The sequence below is a fragment of the Brucella lupini genome (assembly GCF_002252535.1).
Taxonomy (GTDB): Bacteria; Pseudomonadota; Alphaproteobacteria; order Rhizobiales; family Rhizobiaceae; genus Brucella; species Brucella anthropi.
Window position 1 is genome coordinate 1 of record NZ_NNRN01000043.1, and the last position, 22,661, is coordinate 22,661.

Sequence of the window (22,661 nt, forward strand, 5' to 3'; positions counted from 1 at the left end):
CATATTACTGAAAAAGGTGTCCGTGAATTAGTGAAACCCGCATTCCGGACGTGATTATGATCTGAATGGTCGGCCATTTGTTTCGAATACGGATGGCTAGCATGATGCCGTCGATGCCGCCCGGCATGTCCACGTCGGTGAAGACGACCCGGATGTCGCGCCGTTCTTCCAAAGCCACGAGCGCAGCAGAGGCATCTGATGCTTCCAGCACTTCGAAGCCGGCTTCTTCAATCATGTCCGATGCAAAGAGACGGAGAAGTGGCTCATCTTCCACGACAAGCACGACTGGTTTGTTCATTCCACACACGTACTCCATCAAGCCTGGACCAACTGGCGCATAGAGGCATGCAGGTCCGCCGCGAGGCCTTCTGGATCGAAGCGAAGATCGACGCCACCAGTACCGACCAAACCAATGCTGATTAGCTTTGAGCCGAAGCCTTTACGCGTCGGCGGCACAACGGGAGGTCCGCCCCTCTCTCGCCACTCGATCTTCAGCAGATCGCCGTCCTGGCTGTCTTTGACGCCCCAAGACAGCGACACCTTCCCATAGTCATTCGTCAGAGCGCCGTATTTGCAGGCGTTCGTCAGAAGTTCGTGCACGATGAGGGAAAAGGACAGCGCCGCTCTTGGCCCTAGCGCCACGGGCAATCCGGTCATTCTAACCCGATCCGAAAATCCGATCGCGTCTATGACGGTCGCCGCAACAGCTTGGAGATCAGCCTGTGTCCAGCTTGTCTGGAGCAGGGCGTCGTGTGCTGCGCTCAACGCCATCAGCCGGCGCTCGAAGGCATAAACAGCATCGCGGTCGGTGACGGTTCGCAAGGTTTGGCTCGCGATAGCCTGAACCATGGTGAGCGTATTCTTCAGGCGATGCGCGATTTCACCATTTACGATGTGCTGGCGCTGCTCGGCACGATGCCGAGCGACCCCTGCTTCAAGTCGGTCTGCAGCGCTCCGCAAGAATGCAATCTCTTCGGCAGGCCATAGCCGGGGGGTGCCGCAATGCACAAAGAAAACGGCAATTGTCTTGCCCTGATCGCGCACTGGCATGTCGATCACTGCGCGAATACCAATACGCAACGCGCCATCGAGATTGTGCAGCGCGCGCTCGTCAGACAGGGCGTCCCTAACTATCAGAGGGTCGCCATCGACAAGTGGCTTGTGCAAACTCCCAAACTCGTCAAGCCGGTGTCGACCGGCGATGCTCATCACACCCGGTGCGGTCCAGTGTGTTTCAACGTTGATCGTCTCAACGTCATGGTCGACGGTTCCAAACCCGGCTCGGTCCGTGGCGAGGGTCCGACCAACGATGGCAGAGGTGCCAGACGTCATCTCCTCTGTGCCGCTACTGCTGCGGATTACCTCACCGATCTCAACAAGAGCGGTCTGGAGTTCAGTTAGGCGCTCGCTAGCCTTGGCGATTCGACGCAGTTCGAGATTCTCGCTGGCGAGACGGGCAAGCGCCTGGAGCATCGCCCTTTCCATCTCGCTCAGCCCTGCCGGCCGCGGAGCTGTATCGATAACACACAGCCGACCGACTACCGCCCCGGATCGAAGGACAAGCGGCGCGCCAGCATATGCCCTGAAGTGCTTTTCGCCGGTGACAAGTGGATTGCGTTTCGTTCGCGCATCGGCTGTCAAATCGACGATCTCTAGGAGGTCGCCTTTATCGATGTCGATCCGACAGACCGAATGTTCGATATCCGTCTCGCACACGTCGAGCCCGTACTTGGCCTTGAACCATTGTCGGTCTGTGTCGAGAAGCGTAATCAGAGCGATAGGAACGCCACAGGCCTTGGCCGCAACGAACACGAGATCGTCGAAGGACTGCTCGTCCGGTGTGTCGAGAACCATGAGTTCAGCAAGCGCCTTCGCTCGCTGAACCGCCCCCACGTCGGCCGCACTGGCGCTCAGGCTCAGCACGTCAATGTCCTTGCACGCGAGGCGGCCACTGCCGCGCCGATGTCCCAGCCTCACGCGTCACTGCAGCATCGCCACCTTCGACGATGAGGACAATCTTGCCTTGAATATGACCCGCCTCAGCACGCTCGTGGGCGGCAGCCGCTTCCGAGAGGGGGTACGTGCTATCGACCGCGACGCGAACGGTCCCGCTGTCCAGCAATCGGCCTAACTCGGCGAGTTGGGCTCCGTTGGATCGGACCTGTGTTGCAGAGACCGTAACGCCAAGGTTAGCGGCTTCATCGTGTCCCTCGAAGCCAAGCGGAAAGATTGGAAAAAGCGCGCCGCCGCGACGTATCGAACGCAAGAAGCGACTGGCTGTCGGGCCACCTACTGCATCGACGACGAGGTCCACCTCGCGCACCGAGTCTTCCGCCTTGATTTTCGTGTAGTCGATGAATTCGTCGGCGCCGAGATCGCGCAGAAATGTCTCGTGTCGGCTTGACGCGACAGCTATCACGCGCGCGCCCTTGTGTTTTGCTAACTGCAGTGCGAGGTGACCGACACCGCCGCCGGCGCCATTGATCATGACGCTTTTGCCTTCCAACGGGACCGGGTCGTGCCTCCCGGGCTGCAGGGGATTGGGTTCGCTATGACCCAGCTCTATCAGGTACTGCCACGCGGTCAGTCCCGACATCGGCGCTGCAGCGGCATGAACATGGTCGAGGCCGCGAGGTTTTAGCGCCAGATCTGATGCCGGTGCCGAAACGTACTCTGCATATCCCAGGCTTTCGCCAAAACTTGGGAATCGGATCATTCCAAAAACTTCGTCACCCGGCGAAAACGCTGTGACATCTGAGGCGACAGCCTCAACGATCCCAGACACGTCCGAGCCGGGTATGGCCGGCAACTCGATCGACGGTCTCCACTCGGGGGGCAGCGCCTTGTACCCTTCTCTGAGATACCAATCTGGAGGATTGAGGCCAGCCGCATGCACTCGGACGAGAACCTCGCCTGGCCTGACGGCGGGCTTTGGAGCATCCTCGTAGCGGAGTACGCCGGGAGCACCGAATTCGTGGAAGCGGATTGCCTTCATCAATATCCTCCGGTCAAACGCGTTCAAGAAGAGCAACGGTGCCCTGGCCGCCGTCAGCGCAGATGCTGACGATCCCTCGCGACCCAACCGGCAGGGCCCACAGTTCCTTCACCGCTTGGCTAAGATCGCGCGCGCCGGTCGCCCCGAAGGGATGTCCGATGGCTACCGAACCGCCATTGGGGTTGACTCGATTCCAATCGAACTCGCCCATGGCGGCCTCGACGCCGGCCTTTTCGCGTACCCAATCCGGATCGGCGATGGCCGCGACATTGGCCAACACCTGGGCAGCGAACGCTTCGTGGATCTCCCACAGAGCGATGTCGGAGAAGCCGAGGCGATGCCGCGCGAGCAAGCGCGGTATCCCGTAGGAAGGCGCCATCAGGAGCCCTTCCGAATGGAGGTCGACTGCCGACACTTCGTAGTCGACGAGCCGCGCGAAAGGCGTACCGGCAGGGAGTCTCCTCAGACCCGCGTCGTTGGCAACCCAGCAGCCGGCCGCTCCATCGGTGATGGGGGAACTGTTGCCGGCCGTCAGGCTGCCCTGTCCGCTCTCCCGATCAAAGGCTGGCTTTAGGGCGGCGAGGCGCTCGGCAGACGTATCTGCTCGCGGGTTCGCGTCGCGCGCCAACTCCGGCAGAGAGATGACAAGGTCGTCGAAGAAGCCGTTGTCCCAACCGGCGACGGCTCGCTGGTGGCTCTTCAGAGCCCAGTCGTCCTGAGCTTCGCGCGAGACACGCCAAGCTTTGGCGGTCTCTTCCATGTGATCGCCCATCGTCCGACCGGTGATACGGTTGGCCCACCCCTTGGTTGGGAGCACGAAGTCGCGCGGCGTCAGCGATTGCAGCGCCGAAAGTGCCGCGGCCGGATCCTGCCCGAACAGATCGGTCAATCGCTTGGATGCTTCAGCGGTTAAGGCGAGCGACGGCCTGCTCATGACCTCTGCGCCGCCGACCATTGTCAGGTCTGTCCCGCCACCAAGTAGTCCTGCCGCAGCGAAGGTTGCAGTCATGCTGGTCGAGCACGCTAGGACAACGGAGAACGCGGGGATGCTGGGGTTGAGCTTGGCGTCCAGCCAAACTTCCCGAGCGATGTTGCTCCATCCCAGGTTGGGTATGACGGTTCCCCAAACAGCCAGATCGGGCTCGGCTAAATTCGCCATCGCATGAACCACGGGCACGGATAACGAGACCGCGTCGTAGTTCGCCAACGCCCCGCTACCTCGACCGAAGGGTGTCCGCAGCCCAGCCGCGACGAAAACAGGTTCAGCAAAGCGACTCATACTGATCTCCTGGGAATCGGAAAAAGAAGGATGAGCGTGGGCGGTTCGCTGCGTTTAACCACCATAGCGCTCAGTCTTGATGATTGAGGGGTCGAGGCCTGCCGAGAGCGCACCGTCCGTTGCGATGTTGACGAAGCCGTTGGAGCCGCAGACGAACACCTGCGAAGGGTTTCGGCCGAGACGGGAGATTGTCTCCTTGACCATCAAGCCGTCGATGCGCCGATCAAAGTCCGACGCGCGCAAGGGCGCCTCGCGGGTGATCGCCAGCGCCAAGCTGAATGCTGGATCGTCCGTTTCAATTGAGTGCAGTTCCCTGGAGAACAGCACGTCTTGGGCGGTCCGCGCCGACAGGAGCAATGCAACTGGGACCGTCTGCGCTAGGGATCGGCGCTGGCGGATCATCGACATCAGCGGCACCACGCCGGAGCCCGCCCCAATCAGTAGGACTGGCTCGTCGGCAGGCTCCGGCCATAGGAAATGGCCACCGAGCGGCCCACGGAGTTCGATCTCGTCGCCGGTTGCTGCGATATCATGGAAGAACGGTGAGACCTCGCCATCGTGAAGGCGCTCGATGGCAAGTTCAAGGATCGGAGATGAAGTGGGCGACGAGGCGATCGAATAGCTTCGCATCGCGGTGTAGCCGTCGGGCGCGGTCAGACGGACATCGACGTGCTGGCCCGCGACATGAGCGAACGGGTTCCCCAACCGCAGGAAGAAGCTCTTGATACTCGGAGTCTGTTGGACGATTTCTTCGATGAAGCAGGACTGCCAAAACGCGGGTTGCGCGCCGATCTCAGTCATGGGTGTATCTCTGCTCGCGCCAAGGATCGCCGTAGATGTGGTATCCACGCAGCTCCCAGAAGCCGGCTTCATCACGCGTTGTGAATTGCAGCGCGTTCACCCATTTTGCGGACTTCCAGAAGTATAGGTGAGGAACGAGGAGGCGCGCCGGTCCTCCATGATCGCGTGGAAGTGGCTGGCCCTCGTAGTTCAGAGCGATCATCGCCTTCCCCGACAACATGTCGGCCAAAGGAACATTCGTCGAATACCCGTCGTAGCAATGCGCCAAGACGAAGTCGGTTGGCCGCTCAATCCCTGCTGCCGCAAGGATGTCCTCGATGAGCACGCCCTCCCATGCAGTATCGAGCTTGGACCAGGACGTCACACAGTGAATGTCTTTGGTCACCTTCGTTTTAGGCAGGGCGTTGAACTCGCCCCAATTCCAGACCTTAATGGGTCTCGGGCCGATCTTGACCGTGAACTTCCAGTCGGATGTCTCAATGCGCGGCGTCGGTCCCGCTGTCAGAACCGGAAAATTTTCAACGAGGTGCTGACCAGGCGGGATTCGGTTCGAGTGGTCGCCGCCTGAACCGCGGCCGGTAAAACCTCTGGTGACCATGTCGAACCCCCTTGCTTGTCACGACAGACCGGAGCCGGGTTCATTACAGACTATTAGGTACAACAACTTCGCGCAAGCAAAGGTCGAGCTTTCCGATAGGCTGAATCTTGGATCACCGGCGTGTTCTACGATACAACAATAGTTTCGCCCGCTATGAGCTGCGACGATTGCATAGATACTATAGCGGCATATCGCCAAGTTTGACCAATGCCTGTTCGCTATAGTTTCGATAGCTTTTTGCAAGAGTCGCAACTGCGTTCCCCTCGGCAAACTGCCAGGGTATGCTCCCTCGCGCACACGCTTCGCTGCGAGCGTGGATGCGCGCTGCGCGACAATGAAAGATCGAGATGACCATCCAGACCGAGATCATCGGTGCGCTCAACGTCTCCGTTTCATTCGACGCGCGACGTGAGACGGTAGGCCGGACCAGGTTTCTTAGCGACTACCTGGAGAGATCGGGTCTTCGCGCATTCATCCTGGGCATCAGTGGAGGTATCGACTCTCTCACTGCAGGTCTGCTTGCGCAGTCGGCTGTGAGGACACTGCGCGAGCGCGGTTACGACAGTGCATTCGTGGCAGTCCGATTGCCATACGGCACGCAGGCCGACGAAGCCGACGCGCAACTTGCCCTGCAAGCGATCAAGCCCGACCGAACAGTCACGATCGATGTGAAACCGGCGACGGACAATATCTGGCAAGAGGTGTTGAATGCTGGTCTCGCCCCCGCAGATTCGAGCGAACGCGATCTCGTTCTCGGGAACATCAAGGCGCGTCAGCGCATGGTGGCGCAATTCGCACTTGCAGGCAGCTTGCGGGGTTTGGTCATCGGGACGGACCATGCTGCGGAGGCGGTGATGGGATTCTTCACTAAGTTCGGCGATGGAGCAGCCGACCTCTTGCCGCTAGCGGGCCTGAACAAACGGCGCGTGCGCGCGATAGCATCGTACTTAGGCGCACCGGCAAAGCTGATCGGCAAGGTTCCTACCGCAGACTTGGATGATGGCGCGCCGTTGCGACCGGACGAGGATGTCTATGGCGTGACCTACGACCAAATCGACGATTTCCTCGAAGGTAAAGCCGTGAATGAGTCAGTTGCGGGGACGATCGCAAGCGCATACCGCGCGACGGCGCACAAGCGCGCGCTCCCTGTGGCGCACAGCTCGAGAAGTGGCCGTCAAGAGCGCTGAGGGAGAACCGCCCCACCAACGGGGTACGTGGTATGGAAACTATACCGAGCAGCTATTGGTATTGTGGATCGTAACAATTCATAGTTGCTGCTGCGGAAATCTTGGTTTCCTGAGGCAAGGATCGGACGAAAACTCGATCGAATCGATCAAGAGACCTCAAGCCAAAGAGCGCAGATCAGGACAGCAGTTCGCCTGCCGCCGCAATGCTCGGCCAGACATCGGGCTTCTGCATTGAGGTTGGAGAAAGCGGATGAGCGCTACCGGAGCACAAGCGCCCGAGCTTCGTGTGCAACATTGGATCGGCGGAGACGGACACCGCCTTGACGTGCCCCTCAAGCTCTCAGACATCGGTAGCGGACCGAAGATTCTGTTCGCGTTCCAGCACTGGTGCCGTGGTTGCCATTTGCATGGCTTTCCCACGCTTCAAAGATTGCATGGGGCGTTGGAATCCAGAGGCGTCGGGTTTGCGGTCGTCCAAACGGTTTTCGAAGGCGCGCAAGAGAACACATTCGAAAAACTGCGCGTCAATCAGCTCCAGTACGGCTTACCTGTCGCCTTTGGTCACGACGAGCCACCACCAGGTGCACCGTTCCCAACGCTCATGGGGGATTATCATACCCGGGGAACGCCTTGGTTTGTGGTGATCGATGCCGATGGCTACATTGTCTTCTCTGACTTCCATCTAGAAGCAGATCGTCTTGTGGCGGAACTGGAGCGGGCGTGACGCTATGCCGCGTTGGCTGATCCTCACCGGGACTCACATCCTCGTCATGTCCATAGGCTTCGCCGGTGGGATCTATCTGCTGCCGATCCTGACTGCGCCGCCTGCGCCCACTGAAGCCGCGCTCCAGAGTTCTGCTTCGAAAGCGGTCTACGTGGGGCGGTTTGCACGCGATCTTAAGGGCAGTGATCTACTGCACTGGGGTGACGGAGAGGTTCGTGTCGCGCCCGATCGGATCGTGCACCTTGGGCGTCTGTCTCCTGGTCCGGATTACAAAGTCTACCTCGCGCCCCGGTTTGTAGACACCAAACAGGACTTCCTTGAAGCCAAAGGCTCTTCAGTTCTGCTGGGAGATGTGAAGACCTTCGCTGGGTTCATCGTGGCGGTGCCAAGAGGCGTCGACGTTGACGATTACAGCGCAGTTGTCATCTGGTGCGAGGCGTTTGATCAATTCATCAGCGCTGCGGAGTATCGAGTTCCGCGACAGGCTCTGAAATGAGCCAGGCATTGGACAACGTGAAGGCTGCTTGCACGCGTGGTCTCGTCCTCGCGCCAGTAGCCGCCTTGCTGTTGAGCGTCGCCATCTTGCTGCTCGGCAACGGGCTGCTGGGCACGCTCTTGATCGTCAGAGCTGGTCAGGAGGGCTTCTCGGCCGCCGCGATCAGCGCGATGATGTCGTTCTACTTCGCAGGCTTCACGATTGGCGCGCTGGTTTTGCCTCGCATCATTGTGTCGGTGGGGCACGTACGGACCTTCGCCGGCTTTGCGGCGATCGCATCGATGACCGCCCTTCTCCATGTAGCGTTCGTAAATCCGGTAGCTTGGATGCCGCTTCGGCTCGTGACCGGCTTCGCATATGCGGGAATGATCCTCGCAACGGAAAGCTGGCTCAATGCCCACGCGGTTCAATCCACACGCGGTCAGCTTTTGTCGATTTTCGGCGTTGTCTCCATGGGTTCTTGGGCGACCGGACAGGCGCTCCTCAACATCGCTCCACCCGCCGATGTTACACTTTTCCTCATCGTCTCGCTGCTGATATCTGCCGCAGTGGTTCCGATCACTCTACTCCCCAGTCATTCGCCGGCCGACGTACGGCACGAGTCGGTTGCATTCAGGGATCTCTTTTCTGTTTCGCCCTTGGCGTCGATCGGCGTCTTCTTGGCCGGGCTGGCCATAGGCGGCTTCTGGGGCATGGGGCCTAATTTCGCGCAAAGGATTGGTCTCGACGTCGCCGGCATCTCCGCCTTCATGGCCGCGGTTCTCGGAGGAACGCTTGTGTTGCAATGGCCGCTCGGTTGGCTCTCCGACCGGGTGTCCAGGAACCTGGTCATCGCAGGAGCGGCGCTGGCATCCGCCGTGGCAGCCATCGGCGTGTCGGTGGCGGCAGACGCCCCTTTGCCCGTCCTTCTTGCGGCGGGAGCGCTCTTCGGCGGTTTTGGCATCCCGATCTACTCGCTGTGTCTCGCCGCCGCGAACGACGACCTTCCTCCAGGGCGGCTGCTCGGCACCGCGCGAGGGCTTCTGCTGCTCAACGGGATCGGAACGGCGGCCGGACCACTTGTCGGGGGCGTGGTGATGGATCGTGTCGGGCCTGGTGGGCTGTTCGTCTATGCTGCTGTCCTGCTGACCATGCTAGCGGTGTTAGCGGGCCTACGCGGTCGCTCTCGCTCCGCAATCGAGGTAAAGGCGACACGTTGTCCGAGTACGCCGATGATCACCGCCTCTCTCGATGCGATGATACGAACCCAGGACGAGCTGACGTGCCTCTGAGTTTTCATCCAGCGGCGACCAGAGTCCTTGGGTTAGTTACGCCTCGCAGCGTGGGGTGAGCAACAGGCCGAGCCGCGCAGCTTTCATACTGCGCAGCGGATCGGCCTGTTGCGGTCAGACTGGCGGCAAAGGCCTCCGGGGTGAGGTAGCCGATCGACGAGTGCGGTCGGCGGGTATTGTAGTCCAGCGCCCAGGCAGCGACCTTCTGGCGGGCGTGATCCAGACTGAAAAACAGGCTCTCGTTGAGCAGTTCGTCGCGCATGCGGCCGTTGAAGGATTCCACAAACCCGTTCTGGGTCGGCTTGCCGGGCGCGATGTAGTGCCAATCGACGCCATGATCCTGCGCCCAAGCCAGGATGGCCGTGGACGTGAACTCCGTGCCGTAGCACCTACGGAAGGAAGAGTTGGAGCCACCTCAAACGGTGCGCGCAGCTTTTTTGCTGCAAGCGCGCACCGTTTGAGGTGGCCATGGCCAGTCGAAGTAGCTCTAGAATGTGAGTGTTCACAACTCATTCCGGAGAGACCGACCATGACCAGTCAGAATTCTATACCTGCCGATGCCGTGTTGGTAGCCATCGACATCGCCAAGGTTCGCAATGAAGTGTTGATCGAAGCACCCGGCCATAAACGCCGCCGTCGGTTGTCTGTTCTCAATACGCGTGCAGAACATGACCATCTGATCGCGATTTTGCAATCATATGACCGACCGGTGGTCTGCGCCTTTGAGGCAACGGGTAACTATCATCGTCCGATTGCCTGGCGGTTGGTGGAAGCCGGCTTCGAAACGCGGTTAGTGTCGTCGCTAGCGCTTGCCCGCACGCGAGAAGCCTTGCACAACAGTTGGGACAAAAACGATCCCAAGGATGCCCAGGTGATCCTGCACATGTTGAGGATCCACTCGACTCAGGTCTACCATGATCCCTTGCGTGCTGGCATCAACGACGTTCAAGAATTGTCGAAGACACACGAAGCCATTGCTAACGCCAAGACCGAGATCCAACATCGCATCCTGACGCATTACCTGCCGCTGTATTTTCCAGAGATCGAGCGTTTCCGGGGTAACAGTCGGAGCGACTGGTTCTTCGCGTTCCTCGACGCCTTCCCCACACCATCGAGCATCACGACACTGACGAAGGAGAAGTTCGTCGAAGCGGCATGGGATGTTGTCGGCAGGAAAGTGAGCAAGTCACAGATTTTAATGGATATTTATGAGACTGCCCGCACCTCGATTGGCTTGCCATTGCCGCTGGATGCGCCTGCAATTCGCATGTTTCGGATGGTTGTCGCCGAAGCCCGCAGCCTGATCCGCCAACGCAACGAGATCGAAGCACAGGCCGATGATTTGCTGCGAAACAGCCGTGATTATCAGATCCTGCGGCAGATTCCTGGGATCGGTCCGATCAACGCGCTAACGATAATTGCGGAGGCTGGGGACCTGCGCCGCTTTCATCATCACCGTCAGTTTCTCAAATTCTGCGGGCTGGACCTGTCGACACAGCAATCGGGCCAGTATCGCGGCCAGACCCGACTTTCCAAATTCGGCAACGCGCGGCTGCGACGAACCCTGTGGATTGCTGGGCAAGTTGCCATCCGCCAGCGTGAGAACGGCTTCCGACATAAATTCGAACGCTACATCGCGAGAGATCGTGACAATCCTGATCTGCGCCGCAAGGCAATGACCGCTATTACCGCCAAGATGGCGCGTGTCGTACACGCCGTCGTCAAAAGCGGTTCAGACTACCGGCCCTTCGTTGAAGGACGGGTACCAGGTGGAAGAACCTCTGTCAGTTAGAGCCGTGAGGGCATCCTTCGGATGATCCTGTAGACAATGCTTGGGTCTTCCACCTGGATCAGAAGCTCGTGTTAAGGACGGTGAGGGCCAAAAGGATGGACCCTGTGTTTGCTATGGACGAGACCTTTTCCCATGCCAGTGGAAGCCGCCTGGTTCGACGATGTGACTTGACGAGCGTCATGCAGCGTGAGCATGCTGACGAGCAGAGAAACTTTGTCTGCCAAGCCCATTTTCTTCCGCACTTAGGACGTTGTCGCTGACGATCATGGCGGGACGGCCCCGCCGAGCGATCAGCGCTGTCAGTTCGCGTGCGACGCGGCGCCCCGAGATCGAAGTGTCAGGGATCGCCGCCAGGCACTCGCGGGTGACGTCGTCGACCACGTTGAGAATGCGGAAGCGGCGGCCCGTGGCGAACTGGTCGTGCACAAAGTCCAGCGACCAGCGGGCGTTCGGCCTGGCCTCGATCAGGATCGGCGCTCGCGTGCCGATGGCGCGACGACGGGAGCGGCGCTTGCGCACCGTCAGACCTTCCTCGCGGTAGAGCCGGTAGATCCGGTTCTTGCCCGAAGGCTCGCCCTCACGTCGCAGCAGCACGAACAGCCGGCGATAGCCGAACCGTCGCCGCTCCACAGCCAGGGCGCGCAGCCGCTCGCGCAGCGCCGTGTCTGGCTGTCGGCAGGAGCGATAGCGCACCGATTTGCGGTCGGCCTTGATAATAGAGCAGGCCCGCCGTTCGCTGACGCCGAATGTCGCCTTCAGATGGGCGACGGCCTGGCGCATCGCCGCGGGCCCTACCACTTTTTTGACAGCAGATCGTTCAACGCCGCCTTGTCGAGCATGGCGTCGGCCAGAAGACGCTTCAGCCTGCCGTTCTCGTCTTCCAGGGCGCGCAGGCGCTGGGCGTCCGACACGCTCATCCCGCCGAACTTAGCCTTCCAGGCGTAGATCGTGCCCTCCGACACGCCGTGCTTGCGCGCCAGCTCGCCCGCTTTGGCGCCAGCCTCGTTCTCCCGCAGGATCCCGATGATCTGCTCTTCCGTGAATCTCGCTCGTTTCATTCCGTCCGTCCTTTCAAGGGCCGGACTCTAGCTCCGCGTGGAGGAAATTCTCAGGGGCACGTCAGAGCCGCAGAGCGTTCGGAACTAGCGCTGCGGCCCCGGCGACCGTTTGCTATGAGACAGCTTCGACCTTCAGCTCTCGGCCGTTGAATTGAACCGTCTCGCCAGCCTGAGCCCCGTCGATTACCTCGAAGATCGGCGCCATCGTCGATATGCCCATAAGCTCGCGCCCATGGCAGACGAACTTGTCCGTTGACACCGCGACGACGAAGTAGCGACCCGACAACTTGATGACCGCCCCTTCTGTAACCGCCGTCTTCGGTCCGAAGTCGATTGTTCTGAGCTTGTCGAGCTTGTCGGCGTAATCGTCCAGCGTATCGTCGAGCGCCTCGGCGAAGTCGCTCGCGATCTCGGCTTGTGCCTGTTCGTCGTTCTCGATCGACTCGCTCCGATCCAAGCGAGCGGTAGAAACATAATCGAGATACTTGTCGCGAGCGCTCTGCAGAGCAGCGGTCTCCAACGACAGCATCGTTTCCCGAATGTGGTCCTTATTCCAATCCATCTGCACCTCGTTGCATTGCAATTTGAAATGATAAGCCGATCTATCGAAGCAAGCCGTTGAAAGGCCGCGTTCCGCAGCCGGCACCGTTATTCTTCGATGATGACGTCTTCGCCCTGGTAGGGGATTCTGATCAGCCGAGGATCCCGAATGATGCTGGTCACGAGCCAGACATACGTCTGTTCTGCGGTATCGAAGCCGAGAATGCTGAATGCGCCCCCGAACGGGCATGCCGGAAAATCGGGGAAGCCTTCTCGAAGAACGTAACGCTCGGGTTCGCGATCGAATTCGGCCTTATAGACCTTCCGCAGCCCATGCTTGCTCGGAACGCCTTCGTCGCCTGCAGGCGTTATCTCACGATGTTCCAGGAGGCGCTCGGAAAGATCACGGTGGCAAATCTCGTCGAACACGTCGAAGGCATCAATCAGCAAACCTTTTCGCTCGGTCGCGGGATCGGTGATCGCGTAGATGTTCGAAGCATCTTCGGCACCGTCCCCGCTTTCGAGACGCAGCGCTGCGTCGACGCGAATGGAGCATGGATCGAGCATCGATCCCAGTTCGAGATCGACTAGGTTGCCGTCCTTGACGCGGTACTCGCGGTCATAGCCCTTCGCGACGAAGGTCTGCACTGCTTCTAGAACGTCGGTCACTTGGGCGGTCATTGATGCACCTCGAGTTCACGTTGGGACGGAAGGGCGGCTGTGGACGGCGCGCGGCAGCCTGCTGGATCTAGTTGAGGCTCGCGCGCAGCGATCACAGCCACTTGGCCTTCTTGAACCGCACGAACAGGAAGAGGCAGAACATCAGCATGACACCGAGCACGACGAAGTAGCCGTAAGCCGTGTCCAGTTCCGGCATGTTCTTGAAGTTCATGCCGTATATGCCTGCAATCGCTGTCGGCACTGCGAGGATCGCGGCCCATGCCGCAAGTTGGCGTGTGACGACCCCGATTCTTTGCGCTTCGAGAAGGCTGCTGAACTCGAATACAGTGGATAGCACCTGCAGGAGGCCATCGACCATGGACTGGACACGATCAACATGGTCCGCAACGTCGTTGAAGTAGGGTCGCACCTCAGCGCTGATGCAGGGAAAGTGTCCGCGCACGAGCTTGCGCACCAGTTCGGCCATAGCGCCAAGGGTGCGCTGAAAGCGCGTCAGCTCGCATCTCAGGCCGAAGATGCGAGCAACGTCCTCTCGCCCAAGGAAGTCGTCGAGCGACCGCCTCTCCATCGCAAGTACGTCATCCTCGATCATTTCGAAGATGGGCAGATACTGATCCACGATCCGGTGAAGGATCGCGTGGAGGACGTAATCGACGCCCTTTCCGAATTGGGCGGGCGAACGCTCGAGTTGCTCTCGAAGGTTGCCCAATGCCCCGGCGTTGCCGTGGCGAACGGTGATAAGATGGTTATGGCCAGTAAAGATCGCCGTCTTGCCGTAACGTATGCGGTCCCCGACCAGCTCAGCTGTCTGGGCGACGACGTAAAGCTCGCCGTTATAAACTTCGAGCTTGGGCGGGCATATCGGGTGCATCGCGTTGTCTATCGCCAAAGGATGCAGATTATAGGTCGCCTGAAGCGCCCTCAGTTCGTTGACGGAAGGCTCGCTGAGCCCAATCCAGCAGAAGCCCGAACGGTTCTTGTCGAGCTCGACGCGTTCGTCGATAGCCACTTCTCGGATACGCCGACCCTCGTTGTAGTAATATGCAGCGATGACACTCATGCTGATCTCGCCGGCATGAGCAGCCCACGTTGGACTGCTGGGCGCGCAAGGCCGCGATCCAGCCACGCTCGGACATTCGAATGATCGCTAAACCGCAGTAGGTCGCCGGCATCGTAGGCGCCAACCAGGGCGTTCACCCAACCGAGGGTCGCAATGTCAGCAATGGAGTAGTCGTCAACGATCCAGCTGCGCCCGTCCAACTGGCGATCCAAGACGCCTAGAAGACGTCTGGACTCGTCGGCGAACCGCTGCTGAGGCCGCTTATCCTCGTAGTCCTTACCGCCCCAACGCAAGAAAAAGCCGAGTTGACCGAACATTGGGCCAATCGCCGACATCTGGAAGAATACCCAGCTTAGCGCCTCGTAGCGCTTGGCTGATGCTCTCGGGACGAGCTGGTCGGTCTTCTCGGCCAAATAAACGAGGATCGCACCGGATTCCCAAACGCCGAGCGGCTTACCGTCCGGGCCCACTGGGTCGATGATCGCAGGTATGCGGCCATTCGGGTTTAGTGAAACGAAGGCCGGATCTTTGCTTTCGTTTTTAGAGATGTCGATAAAGTGCGGCTCGTACGGCAGGCCGATCTCCTCGAGCATGATCGAGACCTTGACGCCGTTGGGCGTGGGCGCGGCGTAGAGCTGCAGAAGGTCGGGGTTGGATGCCGGCCAGCGTTGTGTGATCGGAAACGAAGAAAGGTCTGGCATGATGTGGCGATCCTAACAACTCGATGGCTGAGGAGCGGTCTGACCGCTTGATTAGCTGGGTTTCAGACCCGCACCATCAGTGGATGCGGGTCCGATGGTGCGACCCAGGGGCTCAGCCGCAATTGTCGCTGCAGTTATTCCGCTGCCGCGCCGGCCTCAGCCTGGGTGTCGCCAGCGTCTTTACGCTTCGGGAGCACCCAGTTAGCGCGCGGGAAATGGCAGGTATATCCGCCCGGCCTCTTCTCCAGATAATCCTGGTGCTCCGGCTCCGCTTCCCAGAAGTCACCCACGGGCTCGACTTCGGTGACGACCTTGCCGTCCCACAGCCCGGACGCATCGACGTCGGCTATCGTATCTTCGGCGATGCGCTTCTGCTCCTCGTCGACGTAATAGATGCCAGACCGATAGGAGAGGCCGCGGTCGTTGCCTTGGCGGTTCTTTGTCGTCGGATCATGGATCTGGAAGAAGTATTCCAGGATATTACGGTAGCTCGTCACTGTCGGGTCGAAGGTGATCTCGATCCCCTCTGCATGAGTGCCATGGTTGCGGTACGTGGCATTCGGCACGTCGCCACCGGTGTAGCCGACGCGGGTCGAAACGATGCCGGGCTGCTTGCGGATCAGATCCTGCATTCCCCAAAAGCATCCGCCAGCGAGAACAGCGCGCTGTTGCATGTTAGGCCTCCTCTACTTGGTCGAGATATTCGCCATAGCCCGCGGCTTCCATCTCATCGCGCGGGATGAATCGAAGTGATGCCGAGTTGATGCAGTAGCGCAGGCCGCCGCGGTCAGACGGCCCGTCCGGAAACACGTGGCCAAGATGGCTGTCGCCGTGCACCGAGCGAACCTCCGTCCGAACCATGCCATGCGAGCTGTCTCGCACTTCGTTCACGTGAGCCGCGACGATCGGCTTGGTAAAGCTCGGCCAGCCAGTGCCCGACTCGAACTTGTCCGTCGACGCGAACAACGGCTCGCCGGATACGACGTCAACGTAGATGCCCGCCTCCTTGTTGTCGTTATACTCGCCGGTAAAGGGCCTCTCGGTGCCGTCCTGCTGGGTGATCCGGCGTTGTTCCGGGGTCAGGCGTTCGATTGCTGCCTGCCACTTTTCAAACTTCATGGTGAATCTCCATTACTTAGTTAGAGGGTCAGGCACACTACGTTCAATTTATCACGTCGATACTCACATCAACTATCGCAGTGGCCCCAACATTAATCCAATACGTCGTGCGTATAGTTTCTATACCGCACATGCCTCTTGCTTGGCGGGTCAACTCCATTCGTATCGGGCTGCAAGCTGAGCGATTTTTCGTATCTCGACCGGTGCCGTAGATCCGGACACGGTGGCAATCACGATCTCACGCTCGATAGCGAAGCCCTCGATCGGCCTGGTGATCAAGCCGTGGGTGGTGGCCGAGCGTTCGGGCAGAATGCATACCCCCCGACCTTCGGCGACGATGCGCTGCACCCAATCATCTCGATCTGAGCGAAAGCGAGGACGTATCCGCACCTCTCGACGCGCGAAGTGATCGAGGATTTGATCGCGGCATTCGCATTTCAGTCGATCTACAAACGGGAAAGAGAGCAGGTCTTCGCCACGAACGACTTCGCACGCCGCTAAGGGGTGATCTGCAGCGCAGCCGAGCACGAAACGCTCCCGGAAGAGAGGACGCACATCAAGTTTACGATCCGGCCTGGATTCGCGAGGCAGGATGCACGCGTGATATTTGCCTGAGAGCACCTCCGACGTGTCCTCGCCCGACTGGAGCGAGTGCAGTTTGATCTCGATGGACGGCACCTCTTCCAGAGCGCTCTCGAAAAAGGCTGTGAAGGCCCTCGGGCCGACGCTGGAGGCGACAGCAACATCGAGAACGCGATGCCGCCCCATCGCCCAGTTTTCCGAGTGATGTCTTACGCTCTTCATCGCAACCAGCATTCGGCGGAATTCCAGCTCGACGTCCTGACCCAGGCTCGTTAGCCGGCTGTTCTTCCCGTCACGATAGATAAGCGGTCCACCGAGTTCCTCCTCCAGGCGGCGGATCGCTCGGGTCAGGCTTGGTTGTGACACACCACTGAGGCGAGCAGCCGCAGTGAAATTCAGCGTCTCGGCCAAGTTGATGAAATAGCTGACCTGATTGAGTTCCATAGCCCTTTGGCCTGCGCCTGACGAATGCCACCCCAGTGGACCAATCTGACTATGGCCACAGAAGTATGCGCGACGCATATAATAGTGGTTTAGGGGCTTGTCTATATGCGCCACGCATATAAAAAGAATGCCTTGGCGGTTATCTCGGGTCGATGGTGCTCCGGGTCAGGTTCGAAGGGTTTCGGTGCACCTGCCAAGCCGCCGTTGGAGGCTCGAAGCATATGGCAGGAACACGGTTCAAGTTTGCCGGGGGAGCGGCGTCGGAGCTAACCGGGCACCTAGAGGCGCCGGAAGGGACTCCTCGCGGCTGGGCGATTTTCGCCCATTGTTTCACTTGCGGGAAGGACAGTCGCGCCGCCGTCCACATCGCACGCGCGCTCTCGCGGGCTGGTATCGGCGTCTTGCGGTTCGACTTCGCCGGCACAGGGCTCGCGAGTGCCGCGGAAGAAGAGGTAAGCTTCGCTTCTGACGTCGACGATCTGAGGGCAGCCGCGAAGGCCATGGCGGCTGCCGGTATGCCACCCGCCCTCCTTGTCGGGCACAGCCTGGGTGGCACGGCAGCGATCGTAGCCGCCGCCGAGCTGCCGGATGTCGCAGCGGTGGTGACGATCGGTGCGCCGGCCGACCTTCAGCATATCTTGCGCGTGTTCCGGCCTGGCGACCTCGACGCGATAGCGAGCAAGGGCGAGGCCTCTGTGGAGATCGCTGGCAGGCCGTTCCTCATCCGCCGCACCTTCCTGGAAACGGTAGAGCGAGCCGACATCGAGAAGTCCATCGCCGCGCTTCGACGTCCGGTGCTGGTCATGCATTCGCCGGTGGACCAAGTCGTGGGCATCGAGCATGCCTCGCGAATCTTCGTCGCGTCACGACATCCTAAGAGCTTTGTCTCGCTCGACACGGCGGATCACCTTCTCACCGACGTCGAAGATGCGAACTACGCCTCAGCTATGGTCGCCGCGTGGGCCAGCCGCTTTCTTCCGCCGCTTGCGGCGGATCTTCCGCAGGTCGAGGCGGCGAAAGGTGTCGTTGCATCGGAGACGCTCGCGGGAAAGTTCCAGCTCACGGTGCGCAGTGGCGAGCACACTCTGTTCGCCGACGAGCCGGAATCGGTCGGAGGTCTTGGGAGCGGCTTGTCTCCCTACGAACTGGTGTCAGCCGGGCTAGCTGCCTGCACGGTGATGACGATGCGCCTTTACGCCGACCGCAAGGGCTTCCCGCTCGAAAGAGCGACGACGACCGTGCGGCACGAGAAGGTGGCGGACATGATGCCGCCTGACCGCTTCACACGCACCATCGTTCTCGATGGGCCGCTCAGCGATGATCAACGCGCGCGCATTCTTGAGATCGCGGATCGGTGTCCCGTCGATCTGACGCTCGTCCGGGGTTCTGATGTGCAGACCGAGCTTTCGAGCGGCGGTCAGCCTGCCGGTGCGGCGTCGTCGAGTTGATTTGGTATACAGAGCTAAGGGTAAACGGATGGAGAGCCTGCCCGCTACAGACCAGGCGCCGGCGCGAACCGATCGAGCGATACTCGCGGGTGGGTGTTTCTGGGGTCTCGAAGATTTGCTGCGCCGCGCGAATGGCGTCGTGTCCACGCGTGTTGGCTATATCGGCGGCGAGATGCCAGATCCGACTTATGCGCGGCATTATGGCCATGCGGAAGCCGTCGAGGTAACTTTCGACCCGTCGATCCTGACGTACAGAGCGCTTCTTGAACTGTTCTTCCAGATTCACGACCCAACAACGTATGAACAACAGGGCAGCGATGTAGGCCCGAGCTATCGATCGGCCATTTTTTATACTTCCGCAGCGCAGATGGACATCGCGTTAGCGACGATCGCCGAGATCGAAGCGTCGGGTCGCTGGCCTGGGCCAGTCGTGTCCGAGATCAACCCGGAAGAATCTTTCTGGGAGGCTGAGCCCGAGCATCAGAAATATCTCATGCGTGAACCCGGTGGCTATAGCTGCCACTTCGCGCGACCGACCTGGCGATTGGACCGAGCGAAGCGATGAGCGAGCTTCGACTATCATCGACAACACTGCTGCAAGGGTGCTCGCGCTTTGACGTGCTGGCAGCCGGGTCACCGCCATGATGCCGGAATACGTGATCGCCGGCTTGTGGGGCCTTTTATCGGGTAGTGGACTGCTGGTGGGGGCGGTGCTGGCGGACGTGCTTTTCGGGCGACTTACTCACCGCATGATCTCCGCAGTTATGGGCTTTGGTGGCGGCGTGTTGATTGCCGTTGTCGCTACCGAACTCATCGGCGATCGCGTTTCGGCCGGGATGGGCCCAATTGCGATCTTCGCGCTGCTCGCCGGAGCTGCGATCTTCAGCGGCACAAACTGGTTTCTGTCTCGCCAAGGCGCGAAGCATCGAAAGCGATGCGGTGAATGCACGGAGCAGGCCACTGAACAGGAGCACCGTGGTAGTGGTGCCGCAATTGCGCTCGGCAGCGTTCTCGACGGAATTCCAGAGGCCCTTGTGATCGGGATGTCGGTGGCTGATGGCGGCAGAATCAGCCTGGCCGTCGTGGCAGGCTTCTTTCTCGCTAATGTGCCGCAGGGCCTATCGAGCACTTCAGGGATGAAGGTTGCGGGCCGACCTCGAAGCTATATCTACGCGGTCTGGGTCGGCATTCCCCTACTCGTTTGCGTTGCCGCCGGTGTAGGAAATCTTCTCCTCGTTTCGGCATCAACTCAGGCGCCAGCCATTCTTTCTTTCGCGGCCGGCGCCGTCATAGCGATGCTGGCAGAAGCCATGATACCCGAAGCTTTCGAAAAGGCGCCGCCGTTCATAGGGCTCATCACGGTCGTGGGATTTCTGGCGGCATATCTCATTGCTCAACACTGAGTGATGCGATTGCGATAGTCCTACGCCTCGCCGCTGTTTTCGCGATCTACGCCACGCTCATGCAACTCGGCATCGATCGGGCAGTTCGTGCAACCCTCATAGCAACACAAGCGGCAGATACGATAAGAATGCTCAAGATTTTCCAGGCGATTGCGTAAGACGCGTTCCGCTATGGCGCCGAGAACTTTCAGTTCGTCTGGGCTTAGGATGGATAACCCCTCTGCGATCACCTCGTCGCGCGAGGAAAGGACTTCGTCGCTCGCTATCTTGCCCGCCGCAGTGAGATAGAGGGACCGGGTGCGACCATCCGTGAAATGCTCACGGCGTTCGACCAATCCCTCAGCCGCTAACCGATCCACCAAACGGACTATCGCTGCATGGGAGAGGCCGACGCCGATAGAGAGCATGCGAATCGAGAGCCCAGGCATGTGCGCAATCAACGCCAGGGCCGATGCTGCGGGTCCAGCTTCCGGCGCCCGCGATGAACTAGCGCGAACGATGTCGTCGCTGATCATGAGTGCGAACGCCCCAAAGATATTTCGATCGCGAGGTTCATCCATTGCCACATCTATATGTGCGCGAAGCATAGACAGCAAGCCATACCCGTGTGGTGCCGGTCGGCAAGCGAGAGGAGAAAAAGCCGGATTCACAGAGGCTTACGACACCCCAGCGATGACACTGGATATCGAAAGTCCGCTATTTAGATCATGGCGGCGTACGGAATGCCGATACCTGGCGGCTATAGATCGGTGTCGCTTGCCGTGGTTCCGGCTGCCTTGAGGCCGAATCACATCTTTGCAGCGCCACTTCGCGTTGTGGTCCAAAGTCCGCGCCGACATTGCCACGTTGACCCCAAGCACCCACGCAGATAGGTCTATGCGTGACGCATACATAAATGTGTCGGCACGAACATGCTGCCAGAGGCGAGTTCATGCGCCATGCGTCACTGAGTGAATGGCGTATGCTCTAGTCAGTAGGGCAAGCCAGGGGAGACAGGCATGACGGTTAAGGTCGCAATCAATGGTTTCGGTCGGATCGGGCGACTAGCCTTACGGTCGATCGTCGAACTACGTCGAGAGGACGTCGAAGTGGTTGCGATCAACGACCTCGGGCCGGTCGCTACCTTGGCACACCTCCTGAGGTACGACTCAGTTCATGGTCCCTTTCGCGGTTCGATCGACCTCGGCGAAGACTGGATCGACGTCGGGTCCGGTAAAATCAGGGTGTCGTCGGAACACGATCCAGCAAACCTGCCCCATGATGAGCTTGGTGTTGACGTGGCGCTCGAATGCACGGGCTTCTTCACATCCAAGGAGAAGGCCGAGTCGCACATTCGTGCGGGAGCAAAACGCGTGCTCATCTCCGCGCCGAGCGATGGGGCAGACAAGACGATCGTCTTCAAGGTCAATCACGACACGCTGACCGCTGACGACGTCGTCGTATCTAATGGCTCATGCACGACCAATGTCCTCGCGCCTGTCGCGAAGGTACTGAACGACCTCTGCGGCATAGAGCGAGGCTATATGACCACGGTTCACGCTTATACCGGTGACCAGCCGACGCAGGATACCGTCCACAAGGATCTCTACCGCGCCCGCGCAGCCGCACTCTCAATGATTCCGACTTCCACCGGGGCTGCGAACGCGATTGGCCGCGTGCTGCCGGAACTAAAAGGTAAGCTTCACGGCTCGTCCATCCGCGTCCCAACGCCGAACGTGTCGGTCATAGATTTGGCTGTTTCGACGTCGCGTGAGGTTTCGATAGACGAGGTGAACGACGCCATCCGTCAGACTGCCGCCGGTGCGATGAGTGGGGTGCTCGCCTTCACGACAGAGCCCTTGGTGTCGGTCGATCTGAACCATCGGACGGAATCCTCAATCGTGGCACTTCCCCAAACAGATGTTGTCGATGGCAGGATGGTTCGCGTGCTTGCTTGGTACGACAATGAATGGAGCTTTGCGACGCGCATGGCGGATACCGCGGTCGCAATGGCGAAGCTCATTTAGCCGATCGAGTGCCCGCAAAGTCGTCACTTTGCGAAAAGGTGGGTTTTCCAAAGAAGGAAGCATCGATGAGCATGACTGGACCATTGGCGCGCGCAGCGAGAGCCCTGATTCAGTGGCCGCGATCGCACGTCGCCAAGATCGCTGAGTTGGACGAGGAGACGTTAGCCCGGTTCGAGGCCGGCGGTAGCGTGCTTGCAGCTTCGGAACTGACGCGGTTGCGTGACGCGCTCGAACGGGGCGGCGCCGTCTTCATCGATGAGGATCATCGCGCGGGATCAGGCGTGAGGCTTAAGTTCAACGCTAAGGACGTGCGTGCCATTAATCGGATGGAGGGCGAAGGCGGGCCGGTAGGCACCGACGATGTCTGAAACCTCAGATTCTCGCGCCGGAGCTGGGGTATGCGGCGACAGACACTCATTCCTGCCGTGACCACGCCTACATGCACACAACCGTATGCTCGACGCACTATCCTTCGA

23 protein-coding genes and 3 pseudogenes are annotated in these 22,661 nt (G+C 59.8%); 10 read left to right on the forward strand and 16 right to left on the reverse strand.

Annotated elements, in window-relative coordinates; genetic code table 11:
* Positions 1 to 4 precede the first annotated feature (4 nt).
* The 6 genes from CES86_RS09540 to CES86_RS09565 are packed head-to-tail and all read right to left on the reverse strand — an operon-like array spanning position 5 to position 5,673.
* Positions 5 to 298, reverse strand: coding sequence for a response regulator (locus CES86_RS09540; protein ID WP_192802350.1), 294 nt, complete (start codon positions 296 to 298; stop codon positions 5 to 7).
* Between the two features lie 17 nt (positions 299 to 315).
* Positions 316 to 1,923, reverse strand: a complete 1,608-nt coding sequence (locus CES86_RS09545) for a sensor histidine kinase (RefSeq protein ID WP_088217420.1) — start codon at positions 1,921 to 1,923, stop codon at positions 316 to 318.
* Between the two features lies 1 nt (position 1,924).
* Positions 1,925 to 2,995 carry an NADP-dependent oxidoreductase gene (locus tag CES86_RS09550; RefSeq protein WP_088217419.1) on the reverse strand — a complete coding sequence of 357 codons (1,071 nt, stop codon included), beginning with the start codon at positions 2,993 to 2,995 and terminating at the stop codon, positions 1,925 to 1,927.
* Positions 2,996 to 3,008: 13 nt separating this feature from the next.
* Entirely contained in the window at positions 3,009 to 4,274 is a 1,266-nt protein-coding gene (locus CES86_RS09555; protein WP_088217418.1) for an acetyl-CoA C-acyltransferase, read from the reverse strand.
* Between the two features lie 54 nt (positions 4,275 to 4,328).
* Complete coding sequence (locus CES86_RS09560; RefSeq protein ID WP_088217417.1) at positions 4,329 to 5,075, reverse strand: ferredoxin reductase; 747 nt, start codon at positions 5,073 to 5,075, stop codon at positions 4,329 to 4,331.
* Complete coding sequence (locus tag CES86_RS09565) at positions 5,068 to 5,673, reverse strand: sulfite oxidase-like oxidoreductase (RefSeq protein ID WP_088217416.1); 606 nt, start codon at positions 5,671 to 5,673, stop codon at positions 5,068 to 5,070. Before CES86_RS09565 ends, CES86_RS09560 begins: the two co-directional genes overlap by 8 nt.
* Before the next feature lie 347 nt (positions 5,674 to 6,020).
* Between CES86_RS09565 and nadE the strand changes: the two genes are divergently transcribed.
* The 4 genes from nadE to CES86_RS09585 all read left to right on the forward strand — a co-directional run bounded on the left by nadE (position 6,021) and on the right by CES86_RS09585 (position 9,351).
* A complete protein-coding gene (gene nadE, locus CES86_RS09570; RefSeq protein WP_094514268.1) occupies positions 6,021 to 6,860 on the forward strand; it encodes an ammonia-dependent NAD(+) synthetase in 840 nt (279 codons plus the stop codon).
* A gap of 250 nt (positions 6,861 to 7,110) precedes the next feature.
* Positions 7,111 to 7,584 carry a TlpA family protein disulfide reductase gene (locus CES86_RS27895; RefSeq protein WP_088217329.1) on the forward strand — a complete coding sequence of 158 codons (474 nt, stop codon included), beginning with the start codon at positions 7,111 to 7,113 and terminating at the stop codon, positions 7,582 to 7,584.
* A 4-nt stretch (positions 7,585 to 7,588) separates the two neighbouring features.
* Positions 7,589 to 8,080 carry a DM13 domain-containing protein gene (locus CES86_RS09580; protein WP_088217330.1) on the forward strand — a complete coding sequence of 164 codons (492 nt, stop codon included), beginning with the start codon at positions 7,589 to 7,591 and terminating at the stop codon, positions 8,078 to 8,080.
* The gene (locus tag CES86_RS09585; protein WP_235819897.1) at positions 8,077 to 9,351 is read left to right on the forward strand and encodes an MFS transporter; all 1,275 of its coding nucleotides are present in this window, start codon (positions 8,077 to 8,079) and stop codon (positions 9,349 to 9,351) included. Before CES86_RS09580 ends, CES86_RS09585 begins: the two co-directional genes overlap by 4 nt.
* A gap of 4 nt (positions 9,352 to 9,355) precedes the next feature.
* Here CES86_RS09585 and CES86_RS09590 read toward each other — a convergent pair.
* Positions 9,356 to 9,733: pseudogene (locus CES86_RS09590) on the reverse strand (integrase core domain-containing protein); the annotation flags it as partial.
* 147 nt (positions 9,734 to 9,880) lie between these two features.
* Between CES86_RS09590 and CES86_RS09595 the strand changes: the two are divergent.
* Positions 9,881 to 11,168, forward strand: a pseudogene (locus CES86_RS09595) (IS110 family RNA-guided transposase).
* Positions 11,169 to 11,365: 197 nt separating this feature from the next.
* On the opposite strand, the pseudogene CES86_RS09600 reads toward CES86_RS09595, so the two are convergent.
* The 8 genes and pseudogenes from CES86_RS09600 to CES86_RS09635 form a co-directional block, all read right to left on the reverse strand.
* Positions 11,366 to 12,201 (reverse strand): annotated as a pseudogene (locus CES86_RS09600) (IS3 family transposase); the annotation flags it as partial.
* Positions 12,202 to 12,313: 112 nt separating this feature from the next.
* A complete protein-coding gene (locus tag CES86_RS09605) occupies positions 12,314 to 12,763 on the reverse strand; it encodes a hypothetical protein (RefSeq protein WP_088217331.1) in 450 nt (149 codons plus the stop codon).
* An 86-nt stretch (positions 12,764 to 12,849) separates the two neighbouring features.
* Positions 12,850 to 13,422, reverse strand: a complete 573-nt coding sequence (locus CES86_RS09610) for a hypothetical protein (RefSeq protein WP_088217332.1) — start codon at positions 13,420 to 13,422, stop codon at positions 12,850 to 12,852.
* Between the two features lie 91 nt (positions 13,423 to 13,513).
* Positions 13,514 to 14,482, reverse strand: coding sequence for a magnesium and cobalt transport protein CorA (locus CES86_RS09615; RefSeq protein WP_088217333.1), 969 nt, complete (start codon positions 14,480 to 14,482; stop codon positions 13,514 to 13,516).
* Positions 14,479 to 15,183, reverse strand: coding sequence for a glutathione S-transferase N-terminal domain-containing protein (locus CES86_RS09620; protein WP_088217334.1), 705 nt, complete (start codon positions 15,181 to 15,183; stop codon positions 14,479 to 14,481). The genes CES86_RS09615 and CES86_RS09620 overlap by 4 nt, the downstream gene beginning before the upstream one ends.
* A 134-nt stretch (positions 15,184 to 15,317) precedes the next feature.
* Positions 15,318 to 15,857 carry a peptide-methionine (S)-S-oxide reductase MsrA gene (gene msrA / locus CES86_RS09625; RefSeq protein ID WP_088217335.1) on the reverse strand — a complete coding sequence of 180 codons (540 nt, stop codon included), beginning with the start codon at positions 15,855 to 15,857 and terminating at the stop codon, positions 15,318 to 15,320.
* Position 15,858: 1 nt separating this feature from the next.
* The gene (msrB, locus tag CES86_RS09630; RefSeq protein WP_094514270.1) at positions 15,859 to 16,302 is read right to left on the reverse strand and encodes a peptide-methionine (R)-S-oxide reductase MsrB; all 444 of its coding nucleotides are present in this window, start codon (positions 16,300 to 16,302) and stop codon (positions 15,859 to 15,861) included.
* Between the two features lie 150 nt (positions 16,303 to 16,452).
* Positions 16,453 to 17,328 (reverse strand): LysR family transcriptional regulator, encoded by an 876-nt coding sequence (locus CES86_RS09635; protein WP_167387108.1) that lies wholly within the window; start codon positions 17,326 to 17,328, stop codon positions 16,453 to 16,455.
* A 221-nt stretch (positions 17,329 to 17,549) separates the two neighbouring features.
* Here CES86_RS09635 and CES86_RS09640 point away from each other — a divergent pair, with 221 nt between their 5' ends.
* The 3 genes from CES86_RS09640 (at position 17,550) to CES86_RS09650 (ending at position 20,179) form a co-directional block, all read left to right on the forward strand.
* On the forward strand, positions 17,550 to 18,776 hold the full coding sequence (locus CES86_RS09640) for a bifunctional alpha/beta hydrolase/OsmC family protein (protein ID WP_088217337.1): 1,227 nt from the start codon (positions 17,550 to 17,552) through the stop codon (positions 18,774 to 18,776).
* Between the two features lie 28 nt (positions 18,777 to 18,804).
* Positions 18,805 to 19,341 carry a peptide-methionine (S)-S-oxide reductase MsrA gene (gene msrA / locus CES86_RS09645; protein ID WP_088217338.1) on the forward strand — a complete coding sequence of 179 codons (537 nt, stop codon included), beginning with the start codon at positions 18,805 to 18,807 and terminating at the stop codon, positions 19,339 to 19,341.
* A 76-nt stretch (positions 19,342 to 19,417) separates the two neighbouring features.
* Positions 19,418 to 20,179 (forward strand): ZIP family metal transporter, encoded by a 762-nt coding sequence (locus CES86_RS09650; protein ID WP_198650687.1) that lies wholly within the window; start codon positions 19,418 to 19,420, stop codon positions 20,177 to 20,179.
* Positions 20,180 to 20,199: 20 nt separating this feature from the next.
* Here the strand turns inward: CES86_RS09650 and CES86_RS09655 are convergent, their stop codons facing one another.
* Positions 20,200 to 20,739 carry a MarR family winged helix-turn-helix transcriptional regulator gene (locus tag CES86_RS09655; protein WP_235819898.1) on the reverse strand — a complete coding sequence of 180 codons (540 nt, stop codon included), beginning with the start codon at positions 20,737 to 20,739 and terminating at the stop codon, positions 20,200 to 20,202.
* Between the two features lie 438 nt (positions 20,740 to 21,177).
* On the opposite strand from CES86_RS09655, the gene gap reads away from it, so the two are divergent.
* Both gap and CES86_RS09665 read left to right on the forward strand, forming a co-directional pair.
* Positions 21,178 to 22,185, forward strand: a complete 1,008-nt coding sequence (gene gap, locus CES86_RS09660) for a type I glyceraldehyde-3-phosphate dehydrogenase (protein ID WP_088217340.1) — start codon at positions 21,178 to 21,180, stop codon at positions 22,183 to 22,185.
* A 71-nt stretch (positions 22,186 to 22,256) separates the two neighbouring features.
* A complete protein-coding gene (locus tag CES86_RS09665) occupies positions 22,257 to 22,553 on the forward strand; it encodes an XRE family transcriptional regulator (RefSeq protein ID WP_208617819.1) in 297 nt (98 codons plus the stop codon).
* The last annotated feature ends 108 nt before the right edge of the window (positions 22,554 to 22,661 follow it).

Excerpts from the sequence above, each read along its gene's own strand:
- CES86_RS09540 (WP_192802350.1), bottom strand. The coding sequence starts at position 298 with ATGAACAAACCAGTCGTGCTTGTCGTGGAAGATGAGCCACTTCTCCGT.
- CES86_RS09550 (WP_088217419.1), bottom strand. The coding sequence starts at position 2,995 with ATGAAGGCAATCCGCTTCCACGAATTCGGTGCTCCCGGCGTACTCCGC.
- CES86_RS09555 (WP_088217418.1), bottom strand. The coding sequence starts at position 4,274 with ATGAGTCGCTTTGCTGAACCTGTTTTCGTCGCGGCTGGGCTGCGGACA.
- CES86_RS09560 (WP_088217417.1), bottom strand. The coding sequence starts at position 5,075 with ATGACTGAGATCGGCGCGCAACCCGCGTTTTGGCAGTCCTGCTTCATC.
- CES86_RS09565 (WP_088217416.1), bottom strand. The coding sequence starts at position 5,673 with ATGGTCACCAGAGGTTTTACCGGCCGCGGTTCAGGCGGCGACCACTCG.
- nadE (WP_094514268.1), top strand. The coding sequence starts at position 6,021 with ATGACCATCCAGACCGAGATCATCGGTGCGCTCAACGTCTCCGTTTCA.
- CES86_RS27895 (WP_088217329.1), top strand. The coding sequence starts at position 7,111 with ATGAGCGCTACCGGAGCACAAGCGCCCGAGCTTCGTGTGCAACATTGG.
- CES86_RS09580 (WP_088217330.1), top strand. The coding sequence starts at position 7,589 with ATGCCGCGTTGGCTGATCCTCACCGGGACTCACATCCTCGTCATGTCC.
- CES86_RS09585 (WP_235819897.1), top strand. The coding sequence starts at position 8,077 with ATGAGCCAGGCATTGGACAACGTGAAGGCTGCTTGCACGCGTGGTCTC.
- CES86_RS09605 (WP_088217331.1), bottom strand. The coding sequence starts at position 12,763 with ATGGATTGGAATAAGGACCACATTCGGGAAACGATGCTGTCGTTGGAG.
- CES86_RS09610 (WP_088217332.1), bottom strand. The coding sequence starts at position 13,422 with ATGACCGCCCAAGTGACCGACGTTCTAGAAGCAGTGCAGACCTTCGTC.
- CES86_RS09615 (WP_088217333.1), bottom strand. The coding sequence starts at position 14,482 with ATGAGTGTCATCGCTGCATATTACTACAACGAGGGTCGGCGTATCCGA.
- CES86_RS09620 (WP_088217334.1), bottom strand. The coding sequence starts at position 15,183 with ATGCCAGACCTTTCTTCGTTTCCGATCACACAACGCTGGCCGGCATCC.
- msrA (WP_088217335.1), bottom strand. The coding sequence starts at position 15,857 with ATGCAACAGCGCGCTGTTCTCGCTGGCGGATGCTTTTGGGGAATGCAG.
- msrB (WP_094514270.1), bottom strand. The coding sequence starts at position 16,302 with ATGAAGTTTGAAAAGTGGCAGGCAGCAATCGAACGCCTGACCCCGGAA.
- CES86_RS09635 (WP_167387108.1), bottom strand. The coding sequence starts at position 17,328 with ATGGAACTCAATCAGGTCAGCTATTTCATCAACTTGGCCGAGACGCTG.
- CES86_RS09640 (WP_088217337.1), top strand. The coding sequence starts at position 17,550 with ATGGCAGGAACACGGTTCAAGTTTGCCGGGGGAGCGGCGTCGGAGCTA.
- msrA (WP_088217338.1), top strand. The coding sequence starts at position 18,805 with ATGGAGAGCCTGCCCGCTACAGACCAGGCGCCGGCGCGAACCGATCGA.
- CES86_RS09650 (WP_198650687.1), top strand. The coding sequence starts at position 19,418 with ATGATGCCGGAATACGTGATCGCCGGCTTGTGGGGCCTTTTATCGGGT.
- CES86_RS09655 (WP_235819898.1), bottom strand. The coding sequence starts at position 20,739 with ATGGATGAACCTCGCGATCGAAATATCTTTGGGGCGTTCGCACTCATG.
- gap (WP_088217340.1), top strand. The coding sequence starts at position 21,178 with ATGACGGTTAAGGTCGCAATCAATGGTTTCGGTCGGATCGGGCGACTA.
- CES86_RS09665 (WP_208617819.1), top strand. The coding sequence starts at position 22,257 with ATGACTGGACCATTGGCGCGCGCAGCGAGAGCCCTGATTCAGTGGCCG.